The organism is Sphingomonas sp. SP4 (genome assembly GCF_058313375.1).
In genome coordinates, this window is record NZ_JBZFLE010000001.1 from 600,867 (window position 1) to 618,401 (window position 17,535).

Annotated in this window: 20 protein-coding genes and 1 tRNA gene; 14 read left to right on the forward strand and 7 right to left on the reverse strand. The window is 62.9% G+C overall.

Annotated elements, in window-relative coordinates:
• The first annotated feature begins 18 nt into the window (after nucleotides 1-18).
• The 8 genes from AC4GYV_RS03035 to queA all read left to right on the forward strand — a co-directional run bounded on the left by AC4GYV_RS03035 (nucleotide 19) and on the right by queA (nucleotide 5,809).
• Nucleotides 19-996 carry an NAD(P)H-quinone oxidoreductase gene (locus AC4GYV_RS03035; RefSeq protein ID WP_491100375.1) on the forward strand — a complete coding sequence of 326 codons (978 nt, stop codon included), beginning with the start codon at nucleotides 19-21 and terminating at the stop codon, nucleotides 994-996.
• Complete coding sequence (locus AC4GYV_RS03040) at nucleotides 993-1,613, forward strand: glutathione S-transferase family protein (RefSeq protein WP_491099185.1); 621 nt, start codon at nucleotides 993-995, stop codon at nucleotides 1,611-1,613. The genes AC4GYV_RS03035 and AC4GYV_RS03040 overlap by 4 nt, the downstream gene beginning before the upstream one ends.
• 99 nt (nucleotides 1,614-1,712) lie before the next feature.
• The gene (locus tag AC4GYV_RS03045) at nucleotides 1,713-2,417 is read left to right on the forward strand and encodes a DUF1013 domain-containing protein (protein WP_491099186.1); all 705 of its coding nucleotides are present in this window, start codon (nucleotides 1,713-1,715) and stop codon (nucleotides 2,415-2,417) included.
• Nucleotides 2,418-2,459: 42 nt separating this feature from the next.
• The gene (locus AC4GYV_RS03050) at nucleotides 2,460-2,708 is read left to right on the forward strand and encodes an exodeoxyribonuclease VII small subunit (protein WP_491099187.1); all 249 of its coding nucleotides are present in this window, start codon (nucleotides 2,460-2,462) and stop codon (nucleotides 2,706-2,708) included.
• A complete protein-coding gene (locus tag AC4GYV_RS03055; protein WP_491099188.1) occupies nucleotides 2,698-3,612 on the forward strand; it encodes a polyprenyl synthetase family protein in 915 nt (304 codons plus the stop codon). Before AC4GYV_RS03050 ends, AC4GYV_RS03055 begins: the two co-directional genes overlap by 11 nt.
• A complete protein-coding gene (gene coaD / locus AC4GYV_RS03060; RefSeq protein ID WP_491099189.1) occupies nucleotides 3,612-4,118 on the forward strand; it encodes a pantetheine-phosphate adenylyltransferase in 507 nt (168 codons plus the stop codon). The genes AC4GYV_RS03055 and coaD overlap by 1 nt, the downstream gene beginning before the upstream one ends.
• A gap of 46 nt (nucleotides 4,119-4,164) precedes the next feature.
• On the forward strand, nucleotides 4,165-4,770 hold the full coding sequence (locus AC4GYV_RS03065) for a peptidylprolyl isomerase (protein WP_491099190.1): 606 nt from the start codon (nucleotides 4,165-4,167) through the stop codon (nucleotides 4,768-4,770).
• 10 nt (nucleotides 4,771-4,780) lie between these two features.
• Complete coding sequence (queA, locus tag AC4GYV_RS03070) at nucleotides 4,781-5,809, forward strand: tRNA preQ1(34) S-adenosylmethionine ribosyltransferase-isomerase QueA (RefSeq protein ID WP_491099191.1); 1,029 nt, start codon at nucleotides 4,781-4,783, stop codon at nucleotides 5,807-5,809.
• On the opposite strand, the gene AC4GYV_RS03075 is transcribed toward queA, so the two are convergent.
• Complete coding sequence (locus AC4GYV_RS03075; protein WP_491099192.1) at nucleotides 5,806-6,069, reverse strand: hypothetical protein; 264 nt, start codon at nucleotides 6,067-6,069, stop codon at nucleotides 5,806-5,808. The genes queA and AC4GYV_RS03075 overlap by 4 nt on opposite strands.
• A gap of 228 nt (nucleotides 6,070-6,297) precedes the next feature.
• Between AC4GYV_RS03075 and tgt the strand changes: the two genes are divergently transcribed.
• The 3 genes from tgt to AC4GYV_RS03090 are packed head-to-tail and all read left to right on the forward strand — an operon-like array spanning nucleotide 6,298 to nucleotide 10,427.
• Nucleotides 6,298-7,425: a tRNA guanosine(34) transglycosylase Tgt gene (tgt, locus tag AC4GYV_RS03080; RefSeq protein WP_491100376.1), complete on the forward strand. Its 1,128-nt coding sequence runs from the start codon at nucleotides 6,298-6,300 to the stop codon at nucleotides 7,423-7,425.
• Between the two features lie 36 nt (nucleotides 7,426-7,461).
• Nucleotides 7,462-8,949, forward strand: coding sequence for an ArnT family glycosyltransferase (locus AC4GYV_RS03085; RefSeq protein ID WP_491099193.1), 1,488 nt, complete (start codon nucleotides 7,462-7,464; stop codon nucleotides 8,947-8,949).
• Nucleotides 8,946-10,427 carry a glycosyltransferase family 39 protein gene (locus AC4GYV_RS03090; protein ID WP_491099194.1) on the forward strand — a complete coding sequence of 494 codons (1,482 nt, stop codon included), beginning with the start codon at nucleotides 8,946-8,948 and terminating at the stop codon, nucleotides 10,425-10,427. Before AC4GYV_RS03085 ends, AC4GYV_RS03090 begins: the two co-directional genes overlap by 4 nt.
• Here the strand turns inward: AC4GYV_RS03090 and yghU are convergent.
• The 3 genes from yghU to AC4GYV_RS03105 all read right to left on the reverse strand — a co-directional run bounded on the left by yghU (nucleotide 10,408) and on the right by AC4GYV_RS03105 (nucleotide 13,079).
• Nucleotides 10,408-11,316 (reverse strand): glutathione-dependent disulfide-bond oxidoreductase, encoded by a 909-nt coding sequence (gene yghU, locus AC4GYV_RS03095; protein ID WP_491099195.1) that lies wholly within the window; start codon nucleotides 11,314-11,316, stop codon nucleotides 10,408-10,410. The two genes, AC4GYV_RS03090 and yghU, sit on opposite strands and share 20 nt — an antisense overlap.
• A 70-nt stretch (nucleotides 11,317-11,386) precedes the next feature.
• The gene (locus AC4GYV_RS03100; protein ID WP_491099196.1) at nucleotides 11,387-12,703 is read right to left on the reverse strand and encodes a DEAD/DEAH box helicase; all 1,317 of its coding nucleotides are present in this window, start codon (nucleotides 12,701-12,703) and stop codon (nucleotides 11,387-11,389) included.
• 130 nt (nucleotides 12,704-12,833) lie between these two features.
• Complete coding sequence (locus tag AC4GYV_RS03105) at nucleotides 12,834-13,079, reverse strand: hypothetical protein (RefSeq protein ID WP_491099197.1); 246 nt, start codon at nucleotides 13,077-13,079, stop codon at nucleotides 12,834-12,836.
• Between the two features lie 390 nt (nucleotides 13,080-13,469).
• On the opposite strand from AC4GYV_RS03105, the gene AC4GYV_RS03110 reads away from it, so the two are divergent.
• Nucleotides 13,470-14,261, forward strand: a complete 792-nt coding sequence (locus AC4GYV_RS03110) for a SapC family protein (protein ID WP_491099198.1) — start codon at nucleotides 13,470-13,472, stop codon at nucleotides 14,259-14,261.
• Nucleotides 14,262-14,270: 9 nt separating this feature from the next.
• On the opposite strand, the gene AC4GYV_RS03115 is transcribed toward AC4GYV_RS03110, so the two are convergent.
• On the reverse strand, nucleotides 14,271-15,203 hold the full coding sequence (locus AC4GYV_RS03115) for an N-formylglutamate amidohydrolase (RefSeq protein ID WP_491099199.1): 933 nt from the start codon (nucleotides 15,201-15,203) through the stop codon (nucleotides 14,271-14,273).
• 11 nt (nucleotides 15,204-15,214) lie between these two features.
• Here AC4GYV_RS03115 and cpdR point away from each other — a divergent pair, with 11 nt between their 5' ends.
• Entirely contained in the window at nucleotides 15,215-15,592 is a 378-nt protein-coding gene (gene cpdR / locus AC4GYV_RS03120) for a cell cycle two-component system response regulator CpdR (protein ID WP_491099200.1), read from the forward strand.
• A 74-nt stretch (nucleotides 15,593-15,666) separates the two neighbouring features.
• Nucleotides 15,667-15,741: transfer RNA gene (locus tag AC4GYV_RS03125), tRNA-Val, on the forward strand.
• A 49-nt stretch (nucleotides 15,742-15,790) separates the two neighbouring features.
• Here the strand turns inward: AC4GYV_RS03125 and AC4GYV_RS03130 are convergent.
• Nucleotides 15,791-16,585: a quinoprotein dehydrogenase-associated putative ABC transporter substrate-binding protein gene (locus AC4GYV_RS03130; protein WP_491099201.1), complete on the reverse strand. Its 795-nt coding sequence runs from the start codon at nucleotides 16,583-16,585 to the stop codon at nucleotides 15,791-15,793.
• A complete protein-coding gene (locus AC4GYV_RS03135) occupies nucleotides 16,582-17,481 on the reverse strand; it encodes a PQQ-dependent catabolism-associated beta-propeller protein (RefSeq protein ID WP_491099202.1) in 900 nt (299 codons plus the stop codon). The genes AC4GYV_RS03130 and AC4GYV_RS03135 overlap by 4 nt, the downstream gene beginning before the upstream one ends.
• Between the last annotated feature and the right edge of the window lie 54 nt (nucleotides 17,482-17,535).

The window sequence follows — 17,535 nt, forward strand, 5'->3', positions numbered from 1 at the left end:
TCGAGTATCCCACACTCCATGCTGGCTGCGGTCGCTCCGCAGCCCGACGGCGCCGAGGAGCTGGCGCTGGTCGAGCGGAGAGTGCCGCGGCCGGGACCCGGCGAAGTTCTCATTGAAGTCGCCGCGGCGGGGGTGAACCGGCCGGATATCTTGCAGCGCCGCGGGCTTTACCCGCCGCCGCCCGGCGCGCCCGACATCCTGGGACTCGAGGTGTCGGGAGAGGTCGTGGAAGCGGGCGAGGGCGCCGAAGCGCTGAGGGGGCAGATGGTCTGCGCGCTGGTGGCCGGCGGCGGCTATGCCGAATATTGCGTCGCGCCTTCGGGTACGTGCCTGCTCGTGCCGAGCGCCTTGTCGCTCGTGGAAGCGGCGGCGATGCCAGAGACCTTGTTCACCGTCTGGGTTAACCTGTTCGAACGCGGCTTCGCAGCCGACGGGGATTGGGTCCTGATCCACGGCGGCACCAGCGGGATCGGCACGATGGCAATCGCGCTCGGCCAGCTTTTCAACCTGAACGTCATTGTGACCTGCGGCACGGACGAGAAGTGCACGCGTGCCGAGGAGCTGGGGGCGATAAGGGCGGTGAATTACCGCACGCAGGACTTCGTCGAGGCTGCGAAGGAGTTGACCGAGGGCAGGGGCGTCTCGGTTGTACTCGACATGGTGGGCGGCGATTATGTGCCGCGCAATCTTGCTGCGCTGAGCGAAGATGGACGACACGTTTCGATCGCTTTCCAGCGGGGGCCTAAGACCGAGATCCAGATCGCCGACGTGATGCGGCGGCGGCTGACCCTGACGGGATCGACGCTCCGGCCACGACCGGTGGAGTTCAAAACGATGGTCGCGGGTGAGATTGCGCACACGGTCTGGCCCTATGTTGAGGGCGGACGGCTGCGGCCGGTAATCGACAGTACCTTTCCGCTCGACCAGGCGGCCGAAGCGCATGCTCGGATGGAATCGGGCGACCATGTCGGCAAGATCGTGCTCGAGGTCGCATGAGCGAGCGGCTCATCCTTCACGAATATGCCGCGTCGGGAAATTGCTACAAAGTCAGGCTGACGGCCGCCTCGCTGGGCGTGCCAATCGAGCGGCGCGAATATGACATCATGAGGGGAGAAACGCGGACGCCCGAGTTTCTCGCCAACGTCAACGCCAACGGCCGCATTCCGACGCTACAGGTCGGCCACCGCTTCATCCCCGAGAGCAACGCCGCATGCCATTTTCTCGCCGTTGGCTCGGCGCTGATCCCGAGCGACGCCTTCGATCACGCCGACATGCTGCGCTGGATGTTCTGGGAGCAGTATAATCACGAACCGAACATCGCGACGGTTCGGTTCTGGATCGGCTGGGTTGGGCTCGACAACCTCAACGAGGTCCAGCGGCTGAACATGCCCGGCAAGCGGGCAGCGGGTGAGGCTGCCCTGAAACTGATGGATGAGCATCTGGAGAGCCGAAGCTGGTTTGTCGGCGATGCTCTGACCCTAGCCGATATCTGCCTCTTCGCCTACACGCACGTCGCTGAGGATGGCGGCTTCGACCTTGGATCCTATCCGCACGTCCTCTCCTGGATCGAACGCGTGAAGTCGCAGCCCGGATATATCCCGATGAGCGCGTGAGCAGCCTTGCCCCAACGGCGGCGCAGGTTTACATCGCCCGACAGGCCGGCCGCTCCGTGAGGGGCGGCCCAATTTATTTCTAGAAACGGAGACATCGCAGTGGCCCAGCCCCTGATGCCCCACGCGACCGCCGCCTGGCTGGTCGACAATAGTTCGCTGACGTTCGAGCAGATCGCTGAGTTTTGCGGCCTGCACATCCTCGAAGTTCAGGCGATTGCCGACGATACCGCGGCGACGAAGCTGACGGGACGCGATCCGGTTCGCGCGGGCGAGCTGACGCACGAGGAGATCGAAAAGGGTCAGCGCGATCCGGACTATCGCCTCCAGATGCACCGGGCTCCGGAAGAAGTCCGTCGCACGCGCGGACCGCGCTACACGCCGGTCAGCAAGCGCCAGGACAAGCCGGACGGGATCGCCTGGATCATCAAGAACCACCCTGAGGTCAGCGATGGCCAGATCGGCAAGCTGATCGGCACGACCCGCACGACCATCGCCGCGATCCGCGACCGGACGCACTGGAACATGGCGAACATCACGCCGAAGGATCCGGTGACGCTCGGCCTCACCACGCAGCGCGAACTCGACGCGGCGGTCGCCAAGGCGGCCAAGGCTGCCGGTATGCAGGCGCCGACCGACACCCGCTTCGACAGCGACCGCGAGGCGCTGATCGAGCAGCTTCGTCACGAGCGTGAGCAGCATGCGCGCGATGCCGAGGCTGCACTTGCGAACGCGGGCGACGAAGCGCTTCGAGACGAAGTCGTTCCGGGCATCCGCGATCCGTTCAAGAACACGCCGGTCGAATAAGCGCTGCCTTGATTCGCGGCTCGGCGAGGGCGAAACAGCGTTATGGCCACTAGTGTTGAAGACGTCAGCCAGTTGAGTTTCGAAGCGGCGCTTGCGCGGCTCGAAGAGATCGTGCGGACGCTCGAGCGCGGCGAGGCTCCGCTCGACCAATCGATCGAGCTCTACCAGGAAGGCGACCGGCTCAAGCGGCACTGCGAGGCGCGCCTCAAGGATGCTCAGGCGCGCATCGAGCAGATCGCTTTCGGAAGCGACGGCAAGCCGGCCGGCCTCAAGCCGTTCGATGCCGGTTGAGACCATCGACCGCCTGGCGGAAGAGCTGAGAGCGGAAAGCGCGCAAGTCCGCGCGGATGTCGACAATTTCTTTGCGCGCCTGCTTGCCCCGACCGGCGACAGCCGCGAGCGACTCTACGAGGCCATGCGCCACGCGGCGATTGGCGGAGGAAAGCGACTTCGGCCACTGCTTACGATCGCGGCTTCGCGCCTGTTTGCGATCGATGCCGAGCGTGCGCTGCGGGCCGGCTGCGCGATCGAGGCGATCCACGTCTATTCGCTGATCCACGACGATCTGCCATGCATGGACAATGCGGACCTGCGCCGCGGCAAGCTGACGGTGCACAAAGCGTTCGGGGAAGCCGAAGCCGTGCTCGCTGGCGACAGCCTGCATGCACTGGCTTTCGACATTCTCGCGCATCCGTCGACCCATGACGATCCTTTCGTCCGCAACGAGCTTGTGCTCGAGTTGGCGCGCGCCGCTGGCCCGCAGGGAATGGCCGGAGGCCAGATGATGGATCTGGCTGCGGAAGGGCAGCAACTCGACCTTCCGGCGATCACGCGGCTGCAGCAGCTGAAAACGGGTGCGTTGATCGAATATGCCGTCGATGCGGCCTGCATCATGGCCCGGCTCCCTGTAGAGGCGCGGACGCCTTATCGCGGCTATGCACGCAATATCGGACTGGCTTTCCAGATTGCCGACGACTTGATCGACCATAGCGGCGACGAGGCGGCGGCGGGCAAGCCGACCGGCAGGGATGCCAACGCCGGCAAGGCGACCTTCGTCTCTCTGCTGGGTGAAGATCGCGCGCGCCAGCAGGCGGACTTCCTGGTCAACCAGGCAATCGAGCATTTAGGCAGTCACGGCAGCGAAGCGGACCTGCTCCGCGCCATCGCGCGCTTCGCCATCGAGAGGGATCATTGATGAAGGTCGCGGTCTATCCCGGTACGTTCGATCCCATAACACTCGGCCACCTCGACATCATCCGGCGCGGTGCACACCTTGTCGACAAGCTGGTGATCGGCGTGACGACCAATCCTTCCAAGGAGCCGATGTTCTCGGTCCAGGAACGGATGGCGATGGTCCAGCGTGAGGTCGCTGGTATCCCCGGCAACGTCGTCGTCGTCGAGTTCGACAGCCTGCTGATGGACTTCGCGGAGCAGCAAGGCGCGACCGCGATCCTTCGCGGCCTGCGGGCCGTCGCGGATTTCGAATATGAATTCCAGATGGCTGGCATGAACCAGCAGCTTAACGACGACATCGAAACCGTCTTCTTGATGGCCGACGTCTCGCTCCAGCCCATTGCGTCGAAGCTCGTGAAGGAAATCGCTCGCTATGGTGGGTCGATCGACAAGTTCGTGACGCCGACGGTAGCGGAAGACGTGCGCCGCCATCTAAATGGCGGTTCAAACTCGCAAAATTCAGACTAAAGACAGGCGCGCCGCTTCATGCCGGTTCCGCCATTCGGGGAGTGATATGTTCCGTAAAGCCTTGATCGCATTGCCGATCGCAGCCTTCGCACTGATTGCGGCCAAGCCGGCGAAGCCCACCACCCCGCCGCCCGCACCCGAGCTGAGCATCGCTGCACCGGCCGACGTCGTCGCCAATCCGGCGAACAAGCTCACGTTGCAGCTGTCGAACGGCGGAACGGTTGTGATCCAGATGCGGCCGGATCTCGCGCCTCACCACGTGGAGCGGATCCAGGCGCTGGTTCGCCAGGGTTTCTACGACGGGCTGACTTTTCATCGCGTGATCCCGGGCTTCATGGCCCAGGGCGGCGATCCGAAGGGGACAGGCGAAGGCGGTTCCAACCTGCCTGACCTGAAAGCCGAATTCACGAAGATGCCGTTCCTTCGCGGGACAGCAGCTGCCGCGCGTGCCAACGATCCTGACAGCGCCAACAGCCAGTTCTTCATCATGTTCGCCCCGAACGCCGGCATCAGGGGCGAATATACGGTCTGGGGCCGGGTGATCTCGGGGATGGATGCGGTCGACGCCATCGCGCCCGGCGAGCCGCCGGCCGAGCCGACGAAGATCGTTCACGCGTCCATCGGGGACACGGCGACCACCGCGTCGAACTAAGGCGCGCGCGATGCGCGTCGATCTGTTCGATTTCGACCTCCCGCCGGAGCGCATCGCGCTGAGGCCGGCGAGGCCGCGCGACAGTGCGCGGCTGCTGTCCGTCCGCGGCTCGGAGATCGCCGACCGCGAGGTTCTGGACCTTCCCAAGTTGCTGGAGCCGGGCGACGTGCTCGTGTTCAACGACACGAAGGTCATCCCAGCCCAGCTGGAGGGCAAGCGCGGCGACGCAAGCATCGGCGCGACACTGCACAAGCGCGAGGGGCCGCGCGAATGGCAGGCGTTCCTCCGCAATGCCAAACGAGCCCGGGTCGGCGACATGATCGATTTCGGTGCGGACGTGGCCGCGTCGGTGGTCGAGAAAGCCCCGGACGGTTCCGCTCTGCTTCACTTCTACGGCGAGGAGCCGGTCGAGGTCTTGCTGGAGCGCGCCGGTCGGATGCCCTTGCCGCCATACATCGCGTCTCGTCGCGCCACGGATGTGGAAGACCGCGCCGACTATCAGACGATGTTCGCGCGGGAAGAAGGTGCGGTAGCGGCGCCGACGGCGGCGCTGCACTTCACCGATCGCCTGATCGACGCGTTGGATGAGCGTGGCATTGGACGCGAGACCCTTACCCTGCACGTCGGTGCCGGCACGTTCCTGCCGGTGAAGGTGGACGACACTTCAGACCACAGGATGCACGCCGAATGGGGCCGAATCGACGAAGCTACCGCCGATCGGCTCAACAATGTCCGGAAATGCGGCGGGCGGCTGATTGCCGTCGGGACCACCAGTCTGCGCTTGCTCGAAAGTGCGGCCGGCGACGATGGCGTGATGAAGCCGTTTGAGGGCGACACGGCGATCTTCATCACCCCCGGCTATCGTTTCAAAGCAATCGACGGCCTGATCACCAACTTCCACCTGCCTAAGTCGACCTTGTTCATGCTGGTCAGCGCGCTGATGGGTTTGGACGTAATGCAGGCGGCCTACGCTCACGCGATCGCGGCCGGGTACCGTTTCTATTCCTACGGCGACGCGAGCCTTTTGCTGCCGCGCTAGCGCAGGGGCGGAGTCAAACCTGGCTGAGCAGCGGTCGCGGCGACGATCTCATCGTTGGAGAGCTTGCGATAGAATTTCACGCTGGCGCCCGCCTCATTCGCGGAAGCGACGTGCGCCGCCGCGAAGATCTCACCGCGCTTGAAGATCACGTCGCAGCCGACAGGCAACCGCTCCTTGCACGAGATCTGCGCTGTCGTGGATGAAACATCCCGGACCCAGACGTTAAATGCACCGTCCGGGGTGAACAGGGTTCCACGCATCAATACGCGTTTGCGCGGCCCTCTGCTTGGGGACTGAAGGTCTTGAGCAGCAGAAGCCATTTTCGATCGATCCCTTAACCAATCACCCGCCTTTTCGCTTTGAGCCAATGAGGATCGCGTTGAGGAATCTGGTTAGCGATTCCTTGATGTTGGTTGATGACCGAGCGGCTAGACCAGCGTGCGGAAGGCTTTGTGAACCGGTGTGCGGTTGCTAAGGGCGCGGCTTCCATGACCCGCTTCGCTTTTGAAATTGCCGCAACCGACGGCGCGGCCCGCACAGGCACGATCACGATGCAGCGAGGCGAGATCCGCACGCCTGCCTTCATGCCGGTCGGCACCGCGGCGACGGTAAAGGCGATGCGGCCGGAAGAGGTGCGGGCGAGCGGCGCGGATATCATCCTCGGCAACACCTACCATTTGATGCTCCGGCCCGGTGCGGAGCGGGTGGCGAAGCTTGGTGGCTTGCACAAGTTCATGGGCTGGGACCGGCCGATCCTCACCGACAGCGGCGGCTATCAGGTGATGAGCCTGTCCGAGTTGACCAAGGTGACGGAAGAGGGGGTCTCGTTCGCCAGCCATCTCGACGGTTCACGACATATGCTGTCGCCGGAGCGATCTATCGAGGTGCAGCGCCTGCTCGGCTCCGACATCATCATGCAGTTCGACCAATTGGTGCCGACGACATCGACGCCGGACGCACAGCGCGAGGCAATGGAGCGGTCGATCCGCTGGGCGAGGCGTTCGCGTGAGGAGTTCGACCGCGGCGGCGAACATGCCGAGAAAGCGGCCATTTTCGGAATCCAGCAAGGCGCGCTGGATCAGGGTCTGCGGCGCGCTTCGGCAGACGGCCTGATCAAGATCGGGTTCGACGGATATGCAGTCGGCGGCCTTGCGGTGGGGGAGGGACAGGAGGCGATGCTCGCCTGCCTCGACTTTGCGGTCGACATGCTGCCTGCGGACAAGCCCCGCTATCTGATGGGTGTCGGCAAGCCGGACGACCTTGTGGAGGCTGTAAGGCGCGGGATCGACATGTTCGACTGCGTCCTTCCGACGCGTTCTGGGCGGACTGGCCAGGCATTCACCGCCGACGGCCCGATCAACATGCGCAACGCACGGTTTGCCGAGGACACCGATCCGATCGAGCCCGGCTGCCCATGCCCGGCATGCGTTCGTTTTGAGCGGGCTTACGTGCACCATCTCGTGAAGTCGGGCGAGATTCTGGGCGCCATGCTGATGACGCAACACAATCTGTGGTTCTACCAGCGGGTGATGCAGGGACTGCGCGACGCCATATCGTCGCAGCGGCTAGAGGCTTTCGCGACCGCTTTCCTCGATCGTTACTTGAGCCGCCGTTAACCGTAATTTTGCTTTGGCGTTCTAGCCAAGGCACCCATGAAGATGGACCTGGGAATTGCCGAGCGGGCGGCGCGCGAGAGGCGCGCCATGTTCGCTGCATTTGCCTTGGCAGCTCTGGTTGCGATTGCGGCCGCGAGCATCAGCCCGGTCGGTTACAGGGGCGCCGGTTGGGACGACGAGCAATATCTCGCGGCTGCTCGATGCTGGGTGGCGCAGGGCGGTCCCTGCGTTCCCACTGCTCATTGGTGGACGCGTTGGCCGCTCATCGCGCCAGTTGCAGCGTTCAGCAGCTTGCTTGGGGAGAGCCGCTTCAGCGTTCAACTCGCCCCGGCGCTCTGGTGGGCACTTGCGCTGGTCATGACAGGATGGGTTGGTCGTGCATGGTTCGGCTGGCGAGCTGGCGCAATCGCGGTCGCGCTACTGGGCACAGCGCCGGTCACTTCATTCGGTGCGTTCGATTTAGCGATCGATGTCCCAGAGGTGGCGCTGCAGTTGTCCGCGCTGGCGCTCGCAACATCCGCTTATCGTCGGCAATCTGCTCTTTTAGCCGTGATTGCAGGTGTATCCGCCGGCATCGCGGTTCAGGCCCGCGATACGAGTATGTTGTTCCTTGGGGCCAGCGCATTGATGTGGCTCACCTTGCCACCCGACAAGCGCAAAATTCTCCTTTGGGCCATTGCCGGAGTCGCATCCGTCGAGCTCGCCGAAATGATCGTTTATGGCCTCGGCACAGGCGACGCATTCCTTCGCTGGCGCCTGGCATTGGCTCACACGACCGTCCCGACTGATCAGCTGCCGGACGGCTTCCATTCGAGCCGCGGCCCATTGCTTAATCCCGACTACATGCGGGCTTGGAAGCGGGAGATGCACATCAATGTCTGGTGGCCCATCGATCCCTGGCTCAACCTGCTTGCTTCGCCGCGGTCCGCACTCCTGCTAGTCTGCGGAACGATCTCGATCGCGGTGTTCGGTCGTCGGCTCGAGGCGGCCGAGAAGAAACGTATCCTGCGCTTGCTTTGCGGCGGCCTGCTGATCGCGTTTGGATTGATTTACGTGCTGGCAGTCGATCCGAAGACGCGCATTTTCATGAGTCTATATGCCACAGTCGCGCTCTCGGCCGGCGCTGCGATCGCCTGCGCCTGGCGCTCGCAAGAGAGAATTCTTGCGGTGCTGCTAACCGCCTTGCCAGTTGTGACGGGTCTCTACGTCATGAGCCAGTACCCGACGAGCGCGCGATCGGAGGCTCGCGCGCGTGAATGGGTTGCGCGCTACGGTCAGGACATCGAGATTTTCCACGGTGCCGCGACCTTTCTCGCGCTCGTGCCGGAAACGCACGGCTTGCCGCCGATGGGTTCTGGCCGGCGCTATCTGATCGCGAACAGCAATTTTCCGTGCGAGGAGATGATCGACAACCGGCCGGGTCGACAGAATGGCCGGCTCATCGATCAGGTCGCAGAACAAGGTCAGCTCTGCCTCATCGAATATCTGCCTGAGCGCCCAACCGTGCTGAAGACTGCTCGATGAAAATCGAACTCGGAATTTCCGAAAGTGCGGTTCGTGAACGCCGATATGTAGTTCTGGCGTTCGCTATTGCGGCTGCGATGGCGATCGCCGCGGCCGGCATCAGGCCCATCGGCTACATCGGAGCGGGCTGGGATGACGAGCAGTATCTCGCGGCGGCTCGTTGCTGGGTGGCGCACAGCGGCGCCTGCATCCCTCACTCACATTGGTGGACGCGCTGGCCACTGGTCGCGCCTATGGCGGCGTTTCTGCACTTATTTGGCGACAGCCGATTAGCTGCCGAGCTCGCTCCAGCTCTGTGGTGGGCGCTCGCCTTGGGCATGACTGGATGGCTCGGCACCAGGTGGTTCGGTTGGCGCGCCGGCGCCATTGCGCTTGCCCTGCTAGGCACTGCGCCGGTCATCGCATTCAACGCGTTCGACCCGAACATCGACATCCCTGAACTTGCACTACAGCTTTCGGCGCTCGCCATTGCGACGTCGGCTTACAGGCGGCAGTCGCGCGTCCTCGCCGTTTTCGCCGGAGTGGTGGCCGGACTTGCGCTGCAGGCGCGAGAGACCAGCTCGTTGTTCCTGCTCGCCAGCGCGATCTTGTGGTTCACCTTGCCTGGCCCGAAGCGAAACATATTGCTTTGGGCGGTCGCCGGTGTTGCGTCAGTCGAGTTTGCAGAAATGCTGGTCTACGCCATTGGCACCGGTGATCCATTCCTGCGGATGCGCCTCGCACTGGGCCACACCGACATAGTGACAAACCAGCTCGGGCCGGATTTCCGTTCGGATCGCGGTCCGCTCCTGAACGCGGATTACATCCGTTCGTGGAAGCGAGAGATGCTGATCACCGTGTGGTGGCCGATCGATCCATGGCTGAATCTCTTGGCCTCGCCTCAAGCGGGAAGGCTACTGGCCTGCGGTGGACTTGCGCTCGTGCTGTTCAGCCGCCGCTTGAACCCTGATGACCGTCGAGCTGTCCTGCGGCTTCTCTGCGCTGGGGCCTTGATTGCCATCGGCCTGGTTTATGTGCTGGCGATCGATCCGAAGACGCGAATGATGTTGAGCTTGATCTCCTCCGTGTCGATTGCGTCAGGCGCGGCGCTCTCACGCGGCCTTCGGAGCGATGGGAAACCGCTTGCAGCCGCGCTCTTGCTGATTCCGATCCTGACCGGCCTCTACGTGATGAGTCGGTACGAGACGAGCGCAATTGTCGAGGCAAGAGCTACAGAATGGTTCAGCCGCCACGGCCAAGACATAGAGATTTCGCGCGGGGCCGCGAGTTACCTGACATTTGTGCCAGGCACGCGCAGCCTGCCCGCCGCGGGCTCCGGTCGGCGCTACCTCGTGACGACAGCCGCAGGCAGCTGCGGGCAACTGATTGAAGCGAATCCGCAGCTGCGGCTGATCGACGAGGTCTCCGTGCAGGGTTCGATGTGCCTGCTCGAATATCTGCCCGAACGCCCGAGCGTCGCTAAATCGCGTCGTCCTTGACGCTCTCGCTCTCGTCGACAGCTATCAGCTTGTCCTGTGTCCGTAGGTCAAAGTCGCTGGGGTCGTGACGCTCGTGAAGCTGCTCTGCCGGGTCGCCGGATAGCTTGTTGACGATGCGCCCGCGCTTCACGCCGGGGCGAGCGTCGACTTGCTTTGCCCAGCGCACCAAATGCTCATACTCGTGCACCGCGAGGAACTCGTTGGCGCCCTCGTAGGTGCGGTTGAGCGCGATGCCGCCGTACCAGGGCCAAATCGCGATGTCGGCGATCGTATAGTCCTTGCCGGCGATATATTCGTTTTCCGCGAGCCGCCGATTGAGGACGTCGAGCTGGCGCTTGGCCTCCATCGCGTAGCGGTTGATCGCATATTCGATCTTCACGGGCGCGTAGGCGAAGAAGTGGCCGAAGCCGCCGCCAAGGAAGGGCGCGCTGCCCATCTGCCAGAAAAGCCAGGAGAGTGTTTCGGCGCGCTCCGGGCCGGAAGTGGGGAGGAACTCGCCGAACTTCTCCGCAAGATAGACGAGGATCGCGCCGGATTCGAACACCCGCACAGGCTCGACGCCGCTGCGGTCGACAAGCGCGGGGATCTTGGAATTGGGATTTACGTCGACGAATCCGCTGGAGAACTGGTCGCCATCGCCGATGCGGATCGGCCAGGCGTCATATTCGGCGTCTTTGTGACCTTTCTCGAGCAGCTCCTCGAGCATGATCGAGGCCTTCTGGCCGTTGGGCGTGGCGAGCGAATAGAGCTGTAGAGGATGCTTGCCGACGGGCAGCGTCAGCTCGTGGGTTGGGCCGGCAATGGGCCGATTGATGCTGGCGAACTGGCCGCCGCTCGGCTGGTCCCAGGTCCAAACTTTCGGCGGAACATATTCGCTGCTGTCGGTCATTGAGGTTCCTTTGCTTTACCAGCCCGCGAGGGACCTAGGAACCGAGTACGCAGCTTTCCAGTGTCAGCGATTATACCGCGCTGACCGAGAGGAAGGAGGGCAGGGGACCGTTCCAGTCGCCCTTGATGTCCTCGACCACCGGGGAGCGATCCGGACACGGGTCATGCTTCGGGCGCTCAGCCTTTGCAGGTCGTTCCGCAGCTTTCGGCTTTTCGGCACGAGCGGGCTTCTTCGCCTTCGCAGGAGCGGGGTCGGCCTGCTCGGGCTCTTTCGCTAACGCTTCGACGCGCGGGATCTTGTGGCCGATCAGCTTCTCGATCCGATCCACGGCTTCCCCGTCCTCGCGCGTTGCGAGTGTGATGGCGATGCCCTTCATGCCGGCCCTGCCGGTGCGACCGATGCGATGCACATAATCGTCGGGCTGCCACGGTACGTCGAAGTTGACGACGTGGCTGACGCCTTTGACGTCGAGGCCGCGCGCGGCGACGTCCGAGGCGACCAGGATGTTGATCTCATCCTTCTTGAAGCGGTCGAACTCGGCGATGCGGTCGGACTGGTCCATGTCCCCCTGGATCTGGCCGACCGCGAAGCCCGCGTGCTTCAGGCTGGTGGTCAGCTCACGGACGGTAGTCTTGCGGTTCGAGAAGATGATTGCGTTCTTCACTTCCTCGTGGCGCAGCAAGTCGCGCAGGACGTCGCGCTTCTTGTCGCCGCGGACCTCGACCAGTCGCTGCTCGATGTTGACGTTGGCCGTTGCCGGACGCGCGACCTCGACCCGCTTGGGGTCGTTGAGGAATTTCTGGGCCAACTTCTGGATCGGCGGCGGCATGGTCGCCGAGAAGAGCAAGGTCTGGCGCGACTTCGGCAGCTTCGAGCAGATTTCCTCGATGTCCGGGATGAAGCCCATGTCGAGCATCCGGTCAGCTTCGTCGATGACGAGCAGTTCGCAGCCGGTGAGCAGGATCTTGCCGCGCTGGAACAGGTCCATGAGGCGACCCGGAGTCGCGATCAGCACATCGACACCCTTTTCGAGGGCCTTGATCTGGTCGCCCATCTGAACGCCGCCGATGAGCAGCGCCATCGAGAGCGGGTGATACTTGCCGTATTTGTCGAAATTCTCGGAGACTTGCTGTGCGAGCTCGCGCGTCGGCTCGAGGATCAGCGATCGCGGCATGAGCGCGCGGCTGCGGCCGTGGTGCAGGATGTCGAGCATCGGCAGCACGAAGCTGGCCGTCTTGCCGGTGCCGGTCTGGGCGATCCCGATCAGGTCCTTGCCCATGAGCACGGGCGGAATGGCGGCCCGCTGAATCGGCGTGGGTTCGTTGTAACCGCTGTCCGCGACAGCGCGGACTAGTTCGTCAGATAGGCCGAGAGCGGCAAAAGGCATGCAATATCCGGAAGATGAGAGTGGAGCCCGGGCTTCTCGAAGGCCGTTCGGCTGCGTGAGCAGCGGCTAAGCGGACGCCTTGGGACTTGTCAAGGAATGTGGGGTTTCCGACACCAGAATCCAAGAGGCGCTATCGGCCCGCAAATTTGGGAACGAGCGACTTGAAGCGTTCGATGGTGCAGCTCGTGCCCATGCGCGAATAGATGGCGTCCTTGCCTGCGCAGAGCCGGTCACCTTTCGGCTGGACGTAGAAGCCGCGGTAGAAATCCAGCCCGAGGCAATCCTCGTCGAAGTGAGCACGGATTCTCGCTCGGTTGTTGAAGATGAAATCGACGGATTCAGGACCCGACAACAAAGCGCCGCGGAGTTGATTCACGGGTATGCACTTGGGACCCTTACGTTCATCCCACTGAAAAGGGCGGAGGGGGCGCGGCTGGATCGGTATGCGCAAAATGATTTCATCCTGCACGACAAGGCGCGTGACTCCTTGCTCCACGGCTCCGGGTTGCACGGCAAAAATGCCGAGCAGCATCGGAATGAAGCTCAAAATTGTCCCCGCCGTCACTAAGTCCGCCTAGCCTTCCCCCGATCGGCTTCGCAGTGAAGCGTTGAATAATCAATGAACTGCACTCGGCCCTGTGGGAAGGCACAACGTCGCCCGGCGCTTGCCTAATGCGGTCAAGCCCAATAGATGCGCGCTCGAAATAGTTGATGGCGTGTCCCGTTCCTCGGCGACCGCCACGCCCGTCCCCAGGAGAGAAACAGGATGGCGAGTGCCGCCCCGAACCAAGGTTTGCCGCTTTTCTATCAGTCGCTTGAGCCGCTGAACGTCACTCAGCATGGCAAGTTGAAGGTGCGTGCCATTCCGGCGACCCCGGAGATGGTCAAGACACATGCGGTCCCGCTCACGGTTGATGAGTTCATGCTGGTTCAGCGGCACTATCCGATCGTCTTCTCGGTCGGCGAGAACTCGATCCCGATGGCGCTGATGGGCCTCAACGAGGGCGTCAACGTGTTCATGGGCGAGGATGGTCGTCCGATCGATCCGCAGACCTACATCCCGGCCTACATTCGCCGCTATCCGTTCCTGCTCGCTCGCCTCCGCCCGGATAGCGACGAGCTCTCGCTTTGCTTCGACCCTACCGCCAACGGCGTCGGCGATTTCGAGGACGGCGAGCCTCTGTTCGATGGCGATGAGCCCAGCGAGGCGACCAAGGCGATCCTCGCTTTCTGCGAGCAGTTCGAAGCTGCCGGCCAGCGTACGGCTGCCTTCATGGAAGACCTCAAGAAAAGCGATCTCCTAATGGAAGGCGAAGTCGCCATCCAGCCCGAGGGCTTTGAGCAGCCGTTCGTCTATCGCGGCTTCCGCATGATCGACGAAGAGAAGCTGCGTGAGCTCCGCGGCGACGAGCTGCGCAAGATGAACCAGAACGGCATGTTGCCGATCCTTTACGCGCACCTCTTCTCGCTGTCGCAGATGCGCGACGTGTTCGGTCGCCAGATGCAGCAGGGCAAGGCGCCTGAGCAGGTCCCGCAGCCAGCTCCCGCTGACGCCTAAGCTTTTCGTCTACTCGGCCGCCGTCGCGAACTGGCGGCCGAGAAGCGCCTCTCCAAGACCAACCGCGAGCGCGTCGATTAGCGACGCAGCTCGATCGAACCCGTCTCCCGGCGCCTTGAGGCCTGCGTCGAGATAAATACGACGGTCGAGCTCGATCTGAAGCGCATGCACGCCCCGAGCGGGCCGCGAATGCCGCTCGATGACGTGCCCGCCGGCAAAGGGATCATTGAGGCCTGTGGCGAAGCCGAGCCGATTGGCGATCGCCATCGCCTCCCTGCTGACCCATCCGTCGGCACTTCGCCCACGACAGTCCCCGAACACCACAGGTGCGATGCCCTCGGGTGGCGGCGGCATCGAGTGACAGTCGAGCAGGAGCGCGCAGCCGAACCGGTCGAGCAGAAGCGCAAGTTGCTGATCAATTGCTTCGTGATATGGCCGGTGCGCCAGGGCGATCCGTTCCTCCAGCTGGTCAAGACTGATCGCCCGACGCCAGAGATAGCCGTGCTGCTGCGTCCGGCCGGGAACGATGCCGAGCCCTCCGCGCGCTCGTGCCGTGACCCTTCCGCGACGTGCGCCATCCACGACCGACGGATCGACTTCGTCTTCGGCGCGGTTGCAATCGACCGCGGCGCGCGGTGTCTGGGCGATGACGGCGCCGCATCCACGTTGCATTGCTCGCCACACCAAGCGGTCGACGAGCGGATCTTCCAGCGTCGCTAGAGAGGATTTGCCCGCCGAAGACATGGCTACAAGCCATTCCGGATATGCACGCCCCGAGTGGGGGACGGATAAGAGGACGGGTAATTCGCCCCGCGGCGAATGGATGACCGGACCGAGCAACGACATCGCAGTTAAATTTTGTACCAGTTTAGAACGTACTTGGGGACCTGCAACGCACGAGAGCGTTATTCGCTTCTGGCAAAACATAAATGAACAGCGCATAGGTATCAGCCATGGCACGGATCCTTCTTGCTGAAGACGACACGTCCATGCGTGAGTATCTCCAGCGCGCTCTCCAGCGGGTTGGTTATGAGGTGCAGGCCGTTGGCTGCGGCACCGAAGCGATGCCGCTGCTTGAGACCGAGCAATTCGATCTTCTCCTGACCGACATCGTCATGCCCGAGATGGACGGGATCGAGCTTGCCCAGAAAGCGAGTGCGATCGACCCCGCGATTCGCGTGATGTTTATCACCGGCTTTGCCGCGGTTGCTCTGCAGGGCGGACGTACGGCGCCGGAGGCGAAGCTCCTTTCCAAGCCATTCCACCTAAAAGACCTCGTGATGGAGGTCGACCGGATGTTCCAGACCGAGGATCAGCACGGCCGGTTGTAGGCGCCGAGAAATTCCGCCCAAACGCGGGTTGCGTCTCGGCCATCACCCCCCTAAATGCCGCGTTCCGACCGGGTGGGCGTGTAGCTCAGTGGTAGAGCACTGTGTTGACATCGCAGGGGTCGCAAGTTCAATCCTTGCCACGCCCACCATTTTTCCAAACCGTTGGAATTCATCCAGATTTAGGCTGATGTCCGCGCATCACGGCGCGACAATCGGTACGTGGTAAGCGGCGAGGAGCTTCTGAATCTGGCCTGATCTGCGAGCCAAGATCTGGTCGACTTTCTTCAGCAGTTTTTGGTTGTCCTTTTGGACGCCCACTGAGATGTCGAACTGCATCGGGAATTGCATGTCCGCCAGCCATGGCGTGACCGGCTCCAGGCGCAAGGGAACGGGAGACCGCGCCGCGAAGTAGCCGGCAAGCGGACCCCAGACTAGCGCCACATCCACGTCACCGCGCTCGACCGCCTGCATGATCTCCGACGGTGGGTTCGGCTTGTTGTAGTCGCCGTAGAGCATGTATCCGTGGACGTTGCCGATGACGCCGCGGCTAGCGAGGACGTGCGATGGCGGCGAGTTGCTAGCGTCGTCGCCGATCATTTGGACTCCGATCTTCAATTGCTTGAGGCGAGGATCGTCGAGCGACAGGCCCCCAAGGTTCGCGCCAGAGCGCGTCACGAACATATAGGATGAGCGGTAATAAGGGCGGCTGGTTGCGACCATTTCGACGTTGCTGGCGATTCCGGGCCAGAAGTCACATTTCGTCTCATTCAGCGTGTTGCGAACGTAGCCCCGGCGTTGTGCCCACCAGACATAGTTGAGCTTCGCGTGCAGGTCCGATGCGATCATCTCGGACAGCTTGTTTTCGAAACCTTCCCCCGCGCGGTTGGAGAAGGGCAGGTTGTTCGGATCGGCACAGGCGGTGAGTTGGCGTTGTGGGATGAGGTTGCACGAACCCAACAGGAAGGCAGCGGCGAAGTGGATGGCGCCTTTCACTTGCGGGCCGCCATTGCTCCCCACGGGCGACCGCCGAGGTTCACCGTACGTTCGACCTTGTTCGTGGTCAGGTCGATGACCGTTAGCGTGCCGGAAAGGCCACTGGCTGCATAAAGGCGCGTCTCATCGGGGGAGAGACCGATGCCCCAAGTTCGCTCACCCGTCGGAAACCAACGAACGACGGCATAGGTAACGGGATCGATCTCGGCGACGCGGTTCGATCGGCCCATGGCGATAAACACGCGCTTCTCGTCGTGCGTCGCTCGCATCTCGATCGCCTGCACCGGCTCGGGAATGTCAAAGCTCTTGGTCAGATCGATGGTGTGAACGATTTGGCGCGTGGCCGTGTCGAACACGCTGATCGTGCCGCGCTGTTCCGACGAGACCCATGCTGTGCGCCCGCCGCGCAGGAAGAGCACGAAGCGGGGGCGGCTGCCGACGGGGACACTGTCGAGGAGCTCGCCTGACTTCGCGTCGATGAAGTGAGCGAGATTGGCAACCTCGGATGTGGCAATGATGAGCGAGCCGTCAGGGCTTACGCTTATGCCTTCAGGCTCGGGACCGACGCGGACCTCGCGGGTGATCTTGCCGCTCTTAAGGTCAAGGAACGACACCGCGCTATGGTCTTCGTTCGCTACGTAGATGGTCGAACCGTCCGGGCTGGTAGAGAAGCGCTCCGGGTCAGGTCCCGAATTGAAGCTCGCGACGCGATTGTGTGAGTGGACGTCCCATGCCTCGATGCGGTTCGCGTTGCTGGCTGCGACGTAGAGCAGCTTGCGGTCAGGCGAGATTTGCATCCCGCGTGGCCTTGCCCCAGTTGCGAGCTGACCCTCGATGCGGCCGGTGGCGCCATCGACGAGATCGACGCGGTTCGTTCCTTCATTCGAGACGAACACCGTGTCGTTCGACGGCTGCGAATGCTGGGTGCACGCAGGGAGGGCGAAGGCCGC

Excerpts from the sequence above, each read along its gene's own strand:
- AC4GYV_RS03035 (WP_491100375.1), top strand. The coding sequence starts at position 19 with ATGCTGGCTGCGGTCGCTCCGCAGCCCGACGGCGCCGAGGAGCTGGCG.
- AC4GYV_RS03040 (WP_491099185.1), top strand. The coding sequence starts at position 993 with ATGAGCGAGCGGCTCATCCTTCACGAATATGCCGCGTCGGGAAATTGC.
- AC4GYV_RS03050 (WP_491099187.1), top strand. The coding sequence starts at position 2,460 with ATGGCCACTAGTGTTGAAGACGTCAGCCAGTTGAGTTTCGAAGCGGCG.
- AC4GYV_RS03055 (WP_491099188.1), top strand. The coding sequence starts at position 2,698 with ATGCCGGTTGAGACCATCGACCGCCTGGCGGAAGAGCTGAGAGCGGAA.
- coaD (WP_491099189.1), top strand. The coding sequence starts at position 3,612 with ATGAAGGTCGCGGTCTATCCCGGTACGTTCGATCCCATAACACTCGGC.
- AC4GYV_RS03065 (WP_491099190.1), top strand. The coding sequence starts at position 4,165 with ATGTTCCGTAAAGCCTTGATCGCATTGCCGATCGCAGCCTTCGCACTG.
- queA (WP_491099191.1), top strand. The coding sequence starts at position 4,781 with ATGCGCGTCGATCTGTTCGATTTCGACCTCCCGCCGGAGCGCATCGCG.
- AC4GYV_RS03075 (WP_491099192.1), bottom strand. The coding sequence starts at position 6,069 with ATGCGTGGAACCCTGTTCACCCCGGACGGTGCATTTAACGTCTGGGTC.
- tgt (WP_491100376.1), top strand. The coding sequence starts at position 6,298 with ATGACCCGCTTCGCTTTTGAAATTGCCGCAACCGACGGCGCGGCCCGC.
- AC4GYV_RS03085 (WP_491099193.1), top strand. The coding sequence starts at position 7,462 with ATGAAGATGGACCTGGGAATTGCCGAGCGGGCGGCGCGCGAGAGGCGC.
- AC4GYV_RS03090 (WP_491099194.1), top strand. The coding sequence starts at position 8,946 with ATGAAAATCGAACTCGGAATTTCCGAAAGTGCGGTTCGTGAACGCCGA.
- yghU (WP_491099195.1), bottom strand. The coding sequence starts at position 11,316 with ATGACCGACAGCAGCGAATATGTTCCGCCGAAAGTTTGGACCTGGGAC.
- AC4GYV_RS03100 (WP_491099196.1), bottom strand. The coding sequence starts at position 12,703 with ATGCCTTTTGCCGCTCTCGGCCTATCTGACGAACTAGTCCGCGCTGTC.
- AC4GYV_RS03110 (WP_491099198.1), top strand. The coding sequence starts at position 13,470 with ATGGCGAGTGCCGCCCCGAACCAAGGTTTGCCGCTTTTCTATCAGTCG.
- AC4GYV_RS03115 (WP_491099199.1), bottom strand. The coding sequence starts at position 15,203 with ATGCGCTGTTCATTTATGTTTTGCCAGAAGCGAATAACGCTCTCGTGC.
- cpdR (WP_491099200.1), top strand. The coding sequence starts at position 15,215 with ATGGCACGGATCCTTCTTGCTGAAGACGACACGTCCATGCGTGAGTAT.